This is a genomic window from Ruminococcus sp. NATIVEDY160 (genome assembly GCF_045819885.1).
Lineage (GTDB): Bacteria > Bacillota > Clostridia > Oscillospirales > Acutalibacteraceae > Ruminococcoides.
Genome location: NZ_CP162391.1, coordinates 2,164,879 through 2,179,564, shown reverse-complemented (window position 1 = coordinate 2,179,564; position 14,686 = coordinate 2,164,879). Strand labels below are relative to the sequence as shown.

Genomic DNA, 14,686 nt, shown 5'->3' with positions numbered 1-14,686 from the left:
GTGAGCAATATATATGGACAATGGTATAAGAATATCGGTATCAAAACTTCAACAAACCCTGTTGATGCTGTTTGTTTTGGCACCGTTTTTATTTCCCACAGGATTGCAGTACTCCTCAAGCTTTGCGTTCTTTTTTGACGTCATTCTGTATTATTGGAGAATTGCCGCGTGCGGAACCAGTCTTTTATTGTTTTTTTACAGGAGCTTCAAAAAGCAAATCACACTTCCCACGGTATTGTTTTTTATATGCATCTGTTCGCTGTTCTTTTCAACGATTATTCAGCACGCCTCAATCAGCTCATTTTTATCGGCATGGGGAGGTTTCTTTTGCTTTTATGTAGGCGCTGAGATTTTTTTAAACAAGTGTCCGGTTCTGTTATGCAAGGTAATGAAGGGCTGGCTGGAAATCATTGTAATAATTAATTTGATCACTCTTGTGGTATTTCCCGGCGGAATCCCGATGGACAGAATTGTTTATTTGGGTGCGGATTCATTATACGTATGGTTTTGGGGATTTAAGAACAGCATCTGTAACCTGATAATTCCTTATTACGCATTTTCAATGACGCTCAATTATTTGATGCAGAAAAAAGGCAGATTTCCGCTGCTGCTTCCGTCAGTTTTGAGCCTTGTTACAGCGATTCTTTCACATTCAACTACGCTGCTGGTTTCTGTAATAGCCATAATTGTTTTGCTCCTGTTAAAAAATTTGAAAGTAATAAGAACTCATATTAACCCTAGAAACATGGCTGTTATCGGCGTTTGCTTTTCTGTTCTTATTGTATTTTTCAATATTCAGAATAATTTTTCATGGCTGATTGAAGGCGTTCTGGGAAAAGACTTGTCATTATCAAACAGAACGCTCTTATGGGGATACGCGCTGCAGGATATCTCCCGGTCGCCGTTCTTCGGATATGGAGTTCAGACATCGACGACATTTGGTCTGACAAGATACGCTCTCGCGTTCAGCCATTGCCATAACGCAATATTGACCCTTTTGTATCAGGGCGGACTGATCTCTTTGATTTCTTACGGCGTATTTTTTGTATATTCAATTTTTAAATCGGAGTCTGATTCCGTGTTGGGCTATGATTACGGTTTACTGCTTTTTATTCAGCTGATCATTCATATATCAGGTTCAATTACAGGTGTTGGCTTGTTTCTGATTTTAATTTTGATTTCTAATATGAATAAGCTTGAAATGATAAGAGCAAATCATAATTCTTTGGAGAGAGTAAATGAAAAAAGCCATTAATAACACTCGTAATCTGAATCTGGATTTTGTGCGCGGAGTAGCGTGCCTGCTGGTCCTTCTGTATCACTACACTTTCAGGTTTTTTGAAGTAATCAATCAGGATAATCCATGGCCGGTACAAGTATCTTTTGGATACATGGGTGTTTCTGTTTTCTTTATGTTGAGCGGGTATTTTTCAATCAAATACACGAAGGAGTCAACAGGGCTTCGATTGTTTTGCTTTAAAAAGTTTCTCAGACTGTTTCCCGCGTATTGGGTCGCGCTGATTTTGACGGGTATTATTACATATTTCTTTCTTCCCGAAAGAGCTGTATCATGGATTGATTTTGCCATCAACTTCACAATGCTCGAATCCTTTTTCGGAGTCGCGCCTGTAGACGGAGTATATTGGACTTTGCAATATGAACTGCTGTTCTACTTGTTTACTGCTTTGGCTGTTATCGTATTCAAGAAGAAAAAGATTATTCCGCAGATATCGTTGGTATGGTTGTTTATTTTAATTATAAGGGATTTTATAAATATCGATGTTGTCGGAAAATTCGTCGATAAATTCATGATTGCAAAATATGGACCGATATTTATTTTGGGATATTTGGTTTATTTCTTGCTTGAAACAAAAATGAAAAGATGGAAGAGAATACTTATTTATTTTGAGATTCTCCTGTCGTTTTATTATTTATGGAGACATCTGGGATTAGAGTATTTTATTTTTATCATATTAGCTTTTGCTTTTCTGATAGTGACGGTATGCCTGTCCTCTAAGGGGCAGACCGGCAATAAAATCGTCAACAAAATAATTCACCCGTTCACATTTATTGCAGGAATTTCGTACCCGCTATATCTGGTTCATCAGAATATAGGATGTGCAATCATTAAAACGATAGGGTACGATCAGGCTTTTGGCGAATTCGTATTGATAATACCGATTGTTGTTTCAATTTTGTTGGCTTATTCAATAAACAGATGGATTGAAAAACCGATTAATTCTTATTTTAATAAGAAGCGTCAAATAAAGGAGGGGCACCTCAACAATGGAACAAAATAGCCCGGAAAAAATACAGGGAGATTCCGTAAAAAAGAATCTATCCTTTCAGTTTATATATCAAGTGCTCATTCTTGTTCTGCCGTTAGTTTTGGCGCCGTATCTGACAAGAACGCTGGGCGATACCGCCTTGGGCGTGTATTCATATTCTTATTCTATCGGACAAATATTTGTGGTTCTTGCAAATTTGGGAATCTCAAAATACGGTCAAAGAATAATCGCTGAAAAAAAAGGAAACGTCATTGAGCTGAGGAAGGTATACTGGAGCTTATTTACGGTTCATGCCGTTGTATCCGCTTTTGTCTTTGCGGCATATATGGTCTTTGCGTTTGCCTGCGGCGGCAATGACAGGGTTGTTTTCCTGCTTCAGGGTTTTTATGTTCTTTCTGCTTTTTTTGACATTACTTGGTTCTATTACGGAATAGAAAAATTCAATGGCGTGGTGATCCGTAACACTATTGTTAAAGCCGCGGAATTCGTACTTATTTTCCTGTTTGTAAAGAGTCCGGACGACCTCTGGAAGTATACCCTGATAATGGCTTTGTCCATATTGCTCGGAATGGTGGTACTTCTTCCGCCCACTTTTAAATACGTAAAACCTATCCGTTTTTCGTTTGCGGACTGCAAAATGCAAATATCTCCGTTGATGGTGCTGTTTATCGCTTCTGTTGCAACCTTGTTGTTTACGTTTTTTGACAAAACGCTCCTTGGCATATTCTCTACAAAGGAGAATGTCGCGTATTATGAATATTCAAACAAGATTGTTCTTGTACCCAGAACAATTGCAACAGTAATTAGTACCGTCATGTATTCGCGGGCTTGTGTTTTTATCAGCAGGAATGAATTATCCGAAGCAAAGAAATACAGGACGTTTTCATTGCTGTTCATTTATTTCATTTCGTTTGCTTCAATTTTCGGACTGTTGTCTGTCGGAGATCTGTTTGTAAACATATACTACGGAGAAAGCTTTCTGGAGTGCGTCGGAATCATTAATATGCTGAGCAGTACTATTCTCATAGTCGCTCTTGCGGACGTTGTGAGAACACAGATACTCATTCCCATGCACAAGGACAAAGAGTATATGATAATCACAATAATTTCCGCGGTACTGAATGTTGCTGTTTCCATGCTGCTTCTCGGACCGTTAGGAGTATACGGAGTGGTTATCGGCTCGATCCTCTCAGAAACTATTTCTTTGGTGCTGATTTCCTTGATTTGCAGAAAACAGATAGATTGGAAAGAAGCGTTTGTATTGGCTGTGCCGTTTGTTATCATCGGTATTGCAATGTATTTTTCTGTCAGACTTGTTACGCTTTTCATTTCCGATTCATTGTTTACACTGCTGATAGAAGTTCTTGTGGGTGCTTTTGTTTATATCTCACTTTCGGCTGTATATCTGTTGTTTATTTATAAAGACAAAGAAACAATCAGAAATATAATCAGAAATTTGTTATTAAAATTCAGGAGAAAGAAAAAATGAAAAAACTGATTAAAGCAATCATTCTAAAGGTCTTTTTCGGAAATTCATTTGCCAGAAAGGGCGTTAAATTCGGCAAGGGTTCCTATATCCGCGAGCATGCGCAGATTGGCGGCGGAAAACATATCAGGTTAGGTACGCATACCAGAATTTCACCGTACTCAAGACTGATGTGTTTTGAGAATATCTCCGGAGAAAAGCTTGAACCGGAATTGATTATCGGTGACAATGTTTTTATAGGCAGAAATATTACAATCAGTTGTTGTAACAGAGTTGAGATTGGTGAAGATACCTTGATAACCGGATACTGCTTTATCGGAGATTCGGAACATGGAATGGATCCCGAGTGCGGAAAGCGGTATGAAGCTCAGCCTATGATAAGAAAAGCGACAAAAATCGGTAAAAACTGTTTCCTTGGGGAAAAAGCTGTTGTTCTTCCCGGCGTCGAGATAGGTGATAACTGTATTATCGGTGCGGGAAGTGTAGTGACCAAATCATTTAAGAGTGATTGTCTGCTTGCAGGTAATCCTGCGAGAGTGATAAAAAAATATAATTTTGATACAAATGAATGGGAAAGGTGTTAGGTCGATAATATGAAGGGTATAATTCTTGCGGGAGGCAGCGGTACGAGGCTTTATCCTATGACGAAGGTTACATCCAAGCAGCTTTTGCCTGTTTATGACAAGCCTATGATTTATTATCCGCTTTCAACTTTGATGCTGGCTGAAATCAAGGATATTCTTATTATCTCTACACCTCAGGATACGCCGCGGTTTGAAGCGCTGTTGGGTGACGGAAGCCAGTTTGGAGTTAATTTGTCCTATGCTGTCCAGCCATCTCCCGACGGACTTGCCCAGGCGTTCATTATCGGTAAGGATTTTATCGGCGACGACAGCTGCGCCATGATTCTTGGAGATAACATTTTTTACGGCAACGGCCTTTTCAGGCTGATGAATGACGCAAAAAAAGCTGCTGAAAACGGAAAGGCGACAGTTTTCGGATATTATGTAAAGGATCCTGAGAGATACGGAATCGTTGACTTTGACAAAGACGGCAATGTTCTTTCGGTAGAAGAAAAGCCGCAGAATCCGAAAAGCAACTATGCGATTACGGGCCTGTATTTTTATCCGTCAGGCGTTGCCGAAATGGCGGAGGAAGTAAAACCGTCCGCAAGAGGCGAATTGGAAATTACCACGTTAAATGATATGTACCTGACTGAGAATAGTCTGAATGTCAAGCTGTTAAGCAGAGGCTTTGCGTGGCTTGATACAGGAACCATGGAAAGCTTGCTGCTTGCGTCGGATTATATTCATATGATTGAAGAACAGCAAGGCGTTATGGTTTCGGCACCTGAGGAAATTGCCTTCAGGTATAAATGGATAGACGCCGGACAGTTGATGGCGTCTGCTGAGATGTACGGCAAATCTCCGTATGGAGAACATCTGAAATCAGTGGCAGAAGGAAAACTGAAATAAATTATTAAGGGGGATAATTATGACGATTATTGTTACCGGTGGAGCGGGATTTATCGGTTCAAATTTTGTGTTTCATATGCTGAAGCAGTATCCGGATTACAGGATCATTTGTCTTGATAAGCTGACTTATGCAGGTAATTTATCAACTCTCAAGTCGGTGATGGATAATCCTAATTTCAGATTCGTCAGAGCGGATATCTGTGACAGAGAAGCAGTAGAAAAGCTGTTTGAAGAAGAGAAGCCTGATATCGTTGTCAACTTTGCGGCGGAAAGCCATGTTGACCGCTCGATTGAAAACCCTGAGATTTTTTTGCAGACCAATATTATCGGTACGGAAGTATTGATGGACGCCTGCCGCAAGTACGGTATTACACGTTATCATCAGGTGTCTACAGATGAGGTTTACGGCGATCTGCCGCTTGACAGACCCGATTTGTTCTTCACGGAAGATACTCCCATACATACAAGTTCACCCTACAGCAGTTCAAAAGCCGGTGCCGATCTGCTCGTGCTTGCCTATCACAGGACTTATGGACTGCCTGTCACGATTTCGAGATGCTCGAACAACTACGGACCGTATCATTTTCCCGAAAAGCTTATTCCGCTTATGATTGCCAACGCTCTTGCTGATAAACCGCTGCCTGTTTACGGCGAAGGAATCAATGTTCGCGACTGGTTATACGTTGAGGATCATTGCCGTGCCATTGATCTTATCATACACAAGGGCAGGGTCGGTGAGGTCTACAACGTCGGCGGTCACAATGAAATGAGAAATATCGATATCGTAAAGCTGATTTGCAAGGAGCTTGATAAGCCCGAAAGCCTTATTACATATGTTACTGACCGCAAAGGTCACGATATGCGCTATGCTATTGATCCGACTAAAATTCATAGTGAGCTGGGCTGGCTGCCCGAAACCAAGTTTGCGGACGGAATCAAAAAGACGATTAAGTGGTATCTCGAGAACCGTGACTGGTGGGAAGAAATAATCAGCGGCGAGTATCAGAACTATTATGAAAAAATGTACGCTGACAGATAATTTGGAGGCAGAATTATACAATGGGACAGATTACAGTTGAGAAAAATGTCGGCGGTATTGAGGGACTTTGCGTTATCACTCCCGCCGTTCACGGTGACAGCCGTGGATATTTCATGGAAACCTATAACGGTAATGATATGAAAGAAGCTGGACTTGACATCACCTTTGTACAGGATAATCAGTCTATGTCAACAAAGGGCGTATTGAGGGGGCTGCATTTTCAGAAGCAGTTTCCTCAGACAAAGCTTGTAAGAGTTATCAAAGGATCCGTATTCGATGTCGCGGTTGATCTGAGAAGCGGCAGCGAAACTTTCGGAAAGTGGTTCGGCGTTGAACTGACAGAGGAAAATAAAAAGCAGTTTCTGATTCCGCGCGGCTTTGCTCACGGTTTTCTTGTGTTGAGTGATGTCGCGGAGTTCTGTTATAAATGCGACGATTTTTATCACCCGAATGATGAAGGCGGTCTTGCGTGGAACGACCCTTCCATCGGAATAGATTGGGCTTCTGTAGGCATCACCGGCGAATACGATGGTACCGCAAACGCGTCGGGGTATTCATTGATTGACGGAACCCCGCTGAAGCTGAGCGAAAAAGACCAGCTTTGGAGCGGACTGAAATAATAACAGACAGGAGATCGCTATGAAAATATTGGTTACAGGAGCTAATGGTTATCTTGGACGCGGCGTTGTAAAGAAGCTGCTCGATACCGGTGCTGAAGTTGTTGCAACTGACTTCAGCGTTGACAATATTGACAGCAGGGCAATCAGGATAGCCGGAGATGTTTTTAATACGGAGAATCCGTATCGGTTTTTCGGCGAGCCCGATGCACTCCTGCACATGGCGTGGCGCGACGGTTTTGTCTATTATTCGGACGCCCATATTATTGATTTGCCAAAACACTATTCTTTCCTGAACAGATGTATCGAATCAGGTATCGGACGGATAGCCGTAATCGGTTCAATGCACGAAATTGGTTTTTATGAAGGCTCAATCAAGGAGGATACTCCGTGTAATCCCACAACTCCTTATGGTATCAGTAAAAATGCGCTTCGCGGGTTGGTTGAAATGCTGACGGCAAAGAAGGGTATTTCATATCAGTGGCTGAGAGGCTATTATATTGTCGGAAATACTTCTTATGGTAATTCGATTTTTTCGAAGATAGTTTCGGCAGAGGAAAACGGACAAGAGTATTTTCCGTTTACAATGGGACAGAATCAGTATGATTTTGTCGATTATGACGTCTTTTGTCAGCAAGTCGCCGCTGCCGTTTCGCAGACGGAAATAAACGGTATTATCAATATCTGTTCGGGAAGACCCGAAAAGCTGGCTGACAGGGTCGAGGCGTTTATAAAAGAAAACAACTTCAGTATCAAGCTAAACTATGGGGCTTATCCCGACAGAGCATATGATTCAAAGGCTGTCTGGGGCGATTCAAAAAAAATAAACATGATTATGGATAAAAATGGTGATGGTGAAAGATGAGTAAGAACGTTATCCTGGTGGATTATCAGGTTCCCGAAAACTGGGATTACCACAGAGCAATCGAAAAAGAAACCGGTACTTCGTGGTACATTGTTACCTGCAATACACACAGATATCAGGGAAGTAAGCTGAAAGTAATATGCAGATATCTAAGGTATTTTTTCTTCTCATTCAGAATGTTTACAAAACGTAACAGGTATGAGAAAGTAATCGCGTGGCAGCAGTTTTACGGTTTGCTGATTGCCTTTTACTGCCGTTTCTTTCACGTGAAAAAGTGTCCTGATATCTATATTATGACATTTATTTTCAAACCGAAAAAAAACAATACATACAATAAATTCATCAGATATATTGTTGCTTCCAAGTATATCAAGAAGCTCATTGTCATGTCTGACAGTGAAAAGAAATACTATTCCGAGCTTTTCGGGATAAGTGAAGATAAGTTTTATTGTACCCGAATCGGCGTGCCTGATGTTACGGAAACAATTGCTCCGGATCCCGAAAGCGAAAAGTATTATCTTTCCGTAGGAAGAAGCAACAGAGATTATAAATTTTTGAGAGACGCATGGAAAGCTGAATACGGTAAGCTTGTCATTATCTGCGATTCATATAATGAAGCCGAAAAGGAAGGAATCCAATGCCTTGACAGCTGTTACGGCGATGATTACTTAAAAATGGTGGCAAACTGTTATGCCGAGATCATACCGCTTGATGATGTGAATATTTCGTCGGGCAGTCTAAGCTACCTTCAGGCCATGATGCTTTCAAAACCGACGATTGTTACCGAAAACAAGACGGTCCATGACTATATTGAATCGGGCCATAACGGGATCATTATTCAGAAGGATTCAGATGAGCTTTCAGATGCATTAAAAATGCTCGACGACAAAGATAATTATGACAGTATCTGCCGTAATGCGAGAAAGGTTTACGAAGATAATTTCAGCGAGTATTCTTTAGGCGTCAGCATATCAGAAATACTGAAATAAAGAACGCAGATGGACGTTGTTCCATCTGCGTTTTTGCGTGAAGTGAAAACATTGTTTGTCAGCACATTTCCGTCCGCTTGTTCCTTACGAAAACAGCTTCTCTATGTCGATATATTCGCAGAGCAGTGCTCCGTACCGCCTTTTTCCGATTGTCCAGACCGAGCGGCTGACCTTGGTTGAGGTTGGGTACGCATTCTCCCAGTTGAAGTTGCCCTCGATGGTGTGCACCTTTGTGACCTTGCCCTTGCCGTCGGTTTCGACGGACTCCACAAAGCCGATGTGCAGCCTGCCGCCCGTGCCGGGGCTTTTGACGGTCGAGGTGGTGAAGAGGTCGCCTTTTTGGGGAACGTAGCCCGAGCTAAATGCATTTTTGAGCGCGCCTTTTTTACGCGCCTGATTCGCCATTTCGCTGACGTGGCAGCATGGGCTGACGGGATTGCGCTTGCCGAGCAGGGTCGCGCATTGGTCAATGCCGCACCACGCAAATACCGCGCACCATGCAAAGCCTGTAGAAACCTTTTTGCCGCCCGCGTGCGAATTGTAGTAGGTGACGTACGGGCGGTTGCCGTTGCCGAACTGTTCCTTCAAAAAGCCAAGAACCCTGTTGCGTATCCCGTTCTCAACGGTGACGTCGGCATAAACGCAAAAGCCGCTTTGGAGCTGACAGCCGATTCTAGTGTGGCCTGCTGAATTTCCGGTAACGATACCGCCGCTTTCGGCGACCGGCGCTATGTCCGGATTTTCGCTGAAGTACGCGCGGTAATATGCCGCCGTACCTGACGGCGCGTAGCTGTCAAAGTCAAAGCTTTGTCCAACGTCAAGCGTGACTTCGGACGCGTTCAGACTCAGCGACGGCGCGAATGGCTTGACCGTCACGTTACAGACCGCTTTCACCCCGTTTTGAAGTGTGCAGGTGATGCGTGCGGTGCCTTCGCTAAGGGCGGTGACCATACCGCCGTCCTCGGCGACGTCAGCGACGGTCGGATCGTCTGACGAATACGCGCGGAAGTACGCCGCCGCGCCGCTGTTGACATAGCTGTCGAGGTCGTATTGCTCTCCGACGCCCAGCTTGAGCTCGGTTTGGTTCAGACTAAGAGAGGTCGCCGCAGGACATACCCGAACGCTGCAGTCCGCGCGCAGTCCGCCGCAGTCGCAGGACACAACGGTTTCTCCTGTCCCGCGAGCCGTGATAACGCCGCTCTTATCCACAGAGGCTACGCTCGGGTCAGCGCTTGAATAATCCGCCTTGTCCGCGTCACCGTCCGTAATCAGAACAGTGGGGAATTCCTCGCCGACGCCCAACTTGACGTCGGCTTCCTCAAAGGACAGCGATTGCAGCGGCGAGGGCGTGTCGTGCTGGCCTGTTCTGCCGCAGTCGGAATAGCCGGCGCAGAACCGCTGTATTGCCGTGACGTCATTGATCGTCAGCTTTCCGTCGCCGTCCGCGTCCCAGTGCGGCGCAAATGCTCCGGGGCTGCTGTTTGCCAGAGCGTACTGCAGCAGAGTCGCGTCCTGAATGGAAATATAACCGTCGCCGTCCGTGTCGCCGTACAGCGCTTCGGGATTTGTAGCCGCAGCCTCGTCGGGCGTTGCTGTGACAGCCGCAGCGGGTATGGCGGAGAGGAGAAGAGCGGCGGAAAGAAGAACAGAAATAACATATTTCATGGCTGTTTCTCCTGAAATGCTTTGTATAAATTTATCATAACATATTCCATGAACATAAGCAATATGATCTGCTCTGACGATTCTGAAAATATTATAAAAATTATGCCGTTTTTTCACGTGTTTGTCATACTCTTGTTGTACTTTATATTGTATAATACGATTAAAGTATAGAACAAACAATGTTCCTGCTTCATATATCCGAAAGAAAAGGAGGAATGAAAAATGAAAAGGGCAATAGCCCTGCTGCTTGCTGCCGCAATGGCGATTACGATGCTTGCCTCTTGCGGGACAAACGAAAAGCAGGCGTATCTAAACGCGATGCTTGAGGGCACAGGCTTCAGCGGCGTTGTGCTTGTGACGAAGAACGGAAAGACTGTCTGTGAGGCGGCAAAGGGCACTGAAAATAAATTTTCAAATAAAAAGATCACTGCCGATACCAAATTCTGTATCGGTTCGGTATCCAAACAATTTGCCGCAGCTGCAATCCTTCTGCTGCGCCAGGATGGCCAGCTCAGCGCTGACGACAAGCTGTCAAAATACTTCCCGGACTACAGATACGGAAATGAGCTGACGATCCGTCACCTGCTTGACATGCGCTCGGGTATCAGGGAATTCTATGACGTTGAATACATCGACGACGCCTTTACCGAGCTTCCGACGGGCGAGCTTCGCGGAGTAATCACCAACGACAATACCGTTGAGGAGAACCGTGAGATACTGGAGGACTGGCTCCTGCGCCAGCCGCTGGAATTCGAGCCTGATACGGCGTTTGAGTATTCCAACTCAAATTATTTCCTGCTGGCGCGCATCGTCGAGATCGTTTCGGGTCAGAGCTACAACGAGTTTCTGCGCGAGCGCATCTTCAAGCCGCTCGGAATGACTCATACCACGTTCATCGACGACGTAGATCTGTTCGGTCAGCCTGATATGGCGCAGCCTACCGTGACGCCTCAGACGGTGTACGTCGGCGTAACCATGGGACTTGGCGACATGATCTCAAACGCGCGCGATATCGACCGCTGGCTGACCTCGCTGAAAACTCACGAGCTGTTGGACGAGGAAAGCGTTGACATGATGACCACCGACTATACAAACGAGGACGATGACGACGATGAGGAAGAGGAAAACTACGGCTTCGGAATCCGTCCCTGCGGAGACGGTCTGTTCCACTCGGGTTATTTCTCGACCTATCTGACGATGATTTACACCGCCCCCGAAACAGGCTTCAATGTTTTCGCCGTCACCAACGACGATACCAATCCCAACATCGATATTTCCGAAATCGGCTGGAACCTCATCGACGGTTTAGACATTTAGCCGTCTTATGACTAAACCAAAGGTACAAAAATTGCTAAATTGTAATCAAAAATTCCATAAAAACAGTAGGATTGCGCCAATGTTTATGATATAATAAATGAGAATATTTTATCTGAACGGAGGCTGTTATTTTGCTGTTCAACATCTCTTACACAACGCTCAATTTTATCTGCTTTGTGTTTGTAACTATGCTGGTGTACTTTTTATTTCCTGCAAAGAAATATAAGTGGACCGTGCTGCTGGCGGCGAGTATGTTCTTCTACGCCGTGGCGGGTTACAAGTATGCATTCTTTATCCTGTTCACCACCCTGAGCACTTACCTGATAGCGCTATGGATTTCGCATGTTTCTGCGCATTCCAAAAAGCTCTTGAAGGAAAAGAAAAAGGAATGGGACAAAGACCAGAAGAAAAAGTACAAAAATAAGGTCAAGATACAAAAGCGCCTGATCATGACTCTGGCGCTGGTTATCAACTTCGGCATTCTCGCATTTCTGAAGTATTACGGCTTCTTCGCGGGCAGCCTCAACGATATGCTCGGCAGCTTCGGCGTTTCATTCTCGATACCGACGCTCAAGCTCTTTTTGCCGCTGGGTATCTCGTTCTACACCTTCCAGTCGATGGGCTACATCGTGGACGTTTATCGCGAGAAAACCGACGCTCAGCGCAATCCCTTCAAGCTGCTGCTGTTCGTGTCCTTCTTCCCGCAGATTATCCAGGGTCCTATCAGCATCTACGACCAGCTTGCCGCTCAACTCTTTGAGCCGCACGAATTTGACTTTACCCGCATGAAGCACGGCATGGAGCTTATCCTCTGGGGCTTCTTCAAAAAGCTCGTTATCGCCGACAGAGCGTACATACTTATCGGCGCGGTCGAGAAGGACTATACAAAGTTTGGCGGCACCACTCTGACCTTTACGATCCTGCTCTACGCTTTGCAGCTTTACGCCGACTTCTCGGGCGGTATCGATATCTCACGCGGTGTGGCGCAGATTTTCGGAGTCGACATGATCGACAACTTCAAGCGTCCGTACTTCTCCAGATCAATCAACGAGTACTGGCGCAGATGGCATATTTCTCTCGGCGCATGGCTGAAGAATTACCTGTTCTATCCCATCGCGATGTCCAATGTATTCATCAACGCGGGCAAGAAGATGAAGGGTACTCGCTTTGGCAAGACCGCAGCCGGCTCTCATATCGCAAAGGTACTTCCCACCAGCGTAGCCTCGCTGATAGTATTCCTTGTAGTCGGCGTCTGGCACGGCGCGGACTGGAAATACGTCGCGTTCGGCGTATGGAACGGCGTTATCATCATGGTAAGCATTATCATGCAGCCGCTCTTTGACGGCGCTGTGGACAAGCTGCGAATCAGCCGCAAGAATCCGTTCTTTATCGGCTTCCAGGTTGTACGCACCCTGCTCGTTGTGCTCGTTGGCTATGTGTTTGACGTAGCGCCCTCGTTCGGAGAAGGCATGCGCACGCTGCAGCTGTTCTTTACGGGACAAAATTTCTCCGCGGGTATAGAAGAAATCAGCAAGCTCGGACTTGTTGCGTCGGATTACATTATCCTGCTTATCGGCGCGATAATCATACTGATCGCCAGCATTATCCAGGAAAGACATCTCGATACAGATATCCGCACAATGCTTGACCGCAAGCCGGTCGCGCTGCGCTTTTTGCTGCTCTATCTCGGCATCATGACAGTCGTTATTTTCGGCATCTACGGCTCGGGCTACAACGCCGCGGACTTTGTATACATGCAGTTTTAAAGGGAGGTCGGAAACAAGATGAAATTTCAACATTACGTTACACGCACCGTAAAAACTGCCTGCTTCTTCCTGACGATCATGGTATCATGTCTTTTGCTGCAGCAGTATTTACTGCGCAATGTGGATCACAACAGCCTGCGCGTTGAGGGTTTCTATCAGGAGGAGCGCGACTCGCTCGACGTTGTATTTATCGGCGCGAGCGATATCTACACCAGCTTCATGCCCGGCAGAGCATATGAGCAGCATGGCTTTACGAGCTACCTTCTGGCTTCGGAATCCATTACCTCCGAGGGCGTAATCACCGCTGTCAAGGAGGTCGTCCGCACACAGCATCCCAGCCTCATTGTCATTGAGGCGAACGCCTTCCTGTACGGCGACAGCGACAACGAAACCAATGAGGCGCATGTCCATAAGTTCTTTGACAATCTGCCGTTCAGCATCAACAAGCTCAACTATATCAATAAAAAAGTCCCCGTTGACCAGAAGTGGGAGTATTTCTTCCCACTCATCAAATACCACGGACTGTGGAATGAACTGCCCGACCGCGTGAATATGATGCAGAGCAACTTCTCACTTGATGTCCGCGGCTACAACGTCCTCAAGGGCTTCCGCACCACCGCGAAGATCTTCAAGTCCGACACACCGAGCCTGAACGCTCAGCTCAGCGAGGAAACGGGCGAGCTTGATCTCGATCCCGAGCTTCAGCAGAATCTGTTCGATTTGCTTGATTACAGCAAGGAGCAGAATCTCAACGTCATCTTTGTGCGCGCGCCGCATTTTGTAACGGAGAAAACCTATGACCGCGTTAAGCGCTCCAACAAAATGGCGTCCATTCTCAAGGAGCGCGGTTTCAGCTACTACGCGTTTGAAAACAATACGGCGGCGATCGGCATCGACGACAACCGCGATTTCTATAACGAAGACCATATGAACGTTTACGGCGCGATCAAGTTCACCGACTTCCTGGCAGACGGACTTGTCAACAGCGAGAGCCTTGAGATCGATCCTCAGTCCGATTTGCAGAAGGAAATGTGGGACGAGGTCGTCACCACCACCAATCAGCTCTACCGCTACTGCGACGACCTGATGACCAACGGAGAAGAGCGCGGCGCTCAGGAAGACGTGATAACGCTCGACGCTCTGGAAAATTACTCGGGCGATACGATCGTCCGCGAATGA

The 14,686-nt window shown here is 45.4% G+C and carries 13 protein-coding genes; 12 read left to right on the top strand and 1 reads right to left on the bottom strand.

Annotation, left to right across the window (positions count from 1 at the left end):
• Positions 1-13 precede the first annotated feature (13 nt).
• From AB1I49_RS10730 to AB1I49_RS10690, 9 genes are read left to right on the top strand one after another with little or no spacing between them, the layout of a single operon-like run.
• The gene (locus tag AB1I49_RS10730) at positions 14-1,255 is read left to right on the top strand and encodes an O-antigen ligase family protein (RefSeq protein ID WP_407720968.1); all 1,242 of its coding nucleotides are present in this window, start codon (positions 14-16) and stop codon (positions 1,253-1,255) included.
• Positions 1,239-2,300: an acyltransferase family protein gene (locus AB1I49_RS10725; protein WP_201426628.1), complete on the top strand. Its 1,062-nt coding sequence runs from the start codon at positions 1,239-1,241 to the stop codon at positions 2,298-2,300. Before AB1I49_RS10730 ends, AB1I49_RS10725 begins: the two co-directional genes overlap by 17 nt.
• Positions 2,287-3,777: an oligosaccharide flippase family protein gene (locus AB1I49_RS10720; RefSeq protein ID WP_201426629.1), complete on the top strand. Its 1,491-nt coding sequence runs from the start codon at positions 2,287-2,289 to the stop codon at positions 3,775-3,777. The genes AB1I49_RS10725 and AB1I49_RS10720 overlap by 14 nt, the downstream gene beginning before the upstream one ends.
• A complete protein-coding gene (locus tag AB1I49_RS10715; RefSeq protein ID WP_201426630.1) occupies positions 3,774-4,358 on the top strand; it encodes an acyltransferase in 585 nt (194 codons plus the stop codon). The genes AB1I49_RS10720 and AB1I49_RS10715 overlap by 4 nt, the downstream gene beginning before the upstream one ends.
• A gap of 9 nt (positions 4,359-4,367) precedes the next feature.
• Entirely contained in the window at positions 4,368-5,249 is an 882-nt protein-coding gene (rfbA, locus tag AB1I49_RS10710) for a glucose-1-phosphate thymidylyltransferase RfbA (RefSeq protein ID WP_201426631.1), read from the top strand.
• A 19-nt stretch (positions 5,250-5,268) separates the two neighbouring features.
• On the top strand, positions 5,269-6,288 hold the full coding sequence (rfbB, locus tag AB1I49_RS10705) for a dTDP-glucose 4,6-dehydratase (RefSeq protein WP_407720967.1): 1,020 nt from the start codon (positions 5,269-5,271) through the stop codon (positions 6,286-6,288).
• A 20-nt stretch (positions 6,289-6,308) separates the two neighbouring features.
• Positions 6,309-6,908: a dTDP-4-dehydrorhamnose 3,5-epimerase gene (gene rfbC / locus AB1I49_RS10700; RefSeq protein WP_201426633.1), complete on the top strand. Its 600-nt coding sequence runs from the start codon at positions 6,309-6,311 to the stop codon at positions 6,906-6,908.
• A 19-nt stretch (positions 6,909-6,927) separates the two neighbouring features.
• Positions 6,928-7,770, top strand: a complete 843-nt coding sequence (locus AB1I49_RS10695) for an NAD-dependent epimerase/dehydratase family protein (RefSeq protein ID WP_201426634.1) — start codon at positions 6,928-6,930, stop codon at positions 7,768-7,770.
• Positions 7,767-8,759: a glycosyltransferase family protein gene (locus AB1I49_RS10690; protein WP_407720966.1), complete on the top strand. Its 993-nt coding sequence runs from the start codon at positions 7,767-7,769 to the stop codon at positions 8,757-8,759. Before AB1I49_RS10695 ends, AB1I49_RS10690 begins: the two co-directional genes overlap by 4 nt.
• Positions 8,760-8,843: 84 nt before the next feature.
• Here the strand turns inward: AB1I49_RS10690 and AB1I49_RS10685 are convergent, their stop codons facing one another.
• Complete coding sequence (locus AB1I49_RS10685) at positions 8,844-10,424, bottom strand: Ig-like domain-containing protein (protein WP_201426636.1); 1,581 nt, start codon at positions 10,422-10,424, stop codon at positions 8,844-8,846.
• A gap of 222 nt (positions 10,425-10,646) precedes the next feature.
• Between AB1I49_RS10685 and AB1I49_RS10680 the strand changes: the two genes are divergently transcribed.
• From AB1I49_RS10680 to AB1I49_RS10670, 3 genes are all read left to right on the top strand, one after another.
• The gene (locus AB1I49_RS10680; protein ID WP_201426637.1) at positions 10,647-11,741 is read left to right on the top strand and encodes a serine hydrolase domain-containing protein; all 1,095 of its coding nucleotides are present in this window, start codon (positions 10,647-10,649) and stop codon (positions 11,739-11,741) included.
• Positions 11,742-11,872: 131 nt separating this feature from the next.
• Positions 11,873-13,507, top strand: coding sequence for an MBOAT family O-acyltransferase (locus tag AB1I49_RS10675; protein ID WP_407720965.1), 1,635 nt, complete (start codon positions 11,873-11,875; stop codon positions 13,505-13,507).
• Between the two features lie 18 nt (positions 13,508-13,525).
• Complete coding sequence (locus tag AB1I49_RS10670) at positions 13,526-14,686, top strand: hypothetical protein (RefSeq protein ID WP_407720964.1); 1,161 nt, start codon at positions 13,526-13,528, stop codon at positions 14,684-14,686.

Bases quoted from the DNA above. Each gene is read 5' to 3' on its own strand.
- AB1I49_RS10730 (WP_407720968.1), top strand. From the start codon at position 14: ATGGACAATGGTATAAGAATATCGGTATCAAAACTTCAACAAACCCTG.
- AB1I49_RS10725 (WP_201426628.1), top strand. From the start codon at position 1,239: ATGAAAAAAGCCATTAATAACACTCGTAATCTGAATCTGGATTTTGTG.
- AB1I49_RS10720 (WP_201426629.1), top strand. From the start codon at position 2,287: ATGGAACAAAATAGCCCGGAAAAAATACAGGGAGATTCCGTAAAAAAG.
- AB1I49_RS10715 (WP_201426630.1), top strand. From the start codon at position 3,774: ATGAAAAAACTGATTAAAGCAATCATTCTAAAGGTCTTTTTCGGAAAT.
- rfbA (WP_201426631.1), top strand. From the start codon at position 4,368: ATGAAGGGTATAATTCTTGCGGGAGGCAGCGGTACGAGGCTTTATCCT.
- rfbB (WP_407720967.1), top strand. From the start codon at position 5,269: ATGACGATTATTGTTACCGGTGGAGCGGGATTTATCGGTTCAAATTTT.
- rfbC (WP_201426633.1), top strand. From the start codon at position 6,309: ATGGGACAGATTACAGTTGAGAAAAATGTCGGCGGTATTGAGGGACTT.
- AB1I49_RS10695 (WP_201426634.1), top strand. From the start codon at position 6,928: ATGAAAATATTGGTTACAGGAGCTAATGGTTATCTTGGACGCGGCGTT.
- AB1I49_RS10690 (WP_407720966.1), top strand. From the start codon at position 7,767: ATGAGTAAGAACGTTATCCTGGTGGATTATCAGGTTCCCGAAAACTGG.
- AB1I49_RS10685 (WP_201426636.1), bottom strand. From the start codon at position 10,424: ATGAAATATGTTATTTCTGTTCTTCTTTCCGCCGCTCTTCTCCTCTCC.
- AB1I49_RS10680 (WP_201426637.1), top strand. From the start codon at position 10,647: ATGAAAAGGGCAATAGCCCTGCTGCTTGCTGCCGCAATGGCGATTACG.
- AB1I49_RS10670 (WP_407720964.1), top strand. From the start codon at position 13,526: ATGAAATTTCAACATTACGTTACACGCACCGTAAAAACTGCCTGCTTC.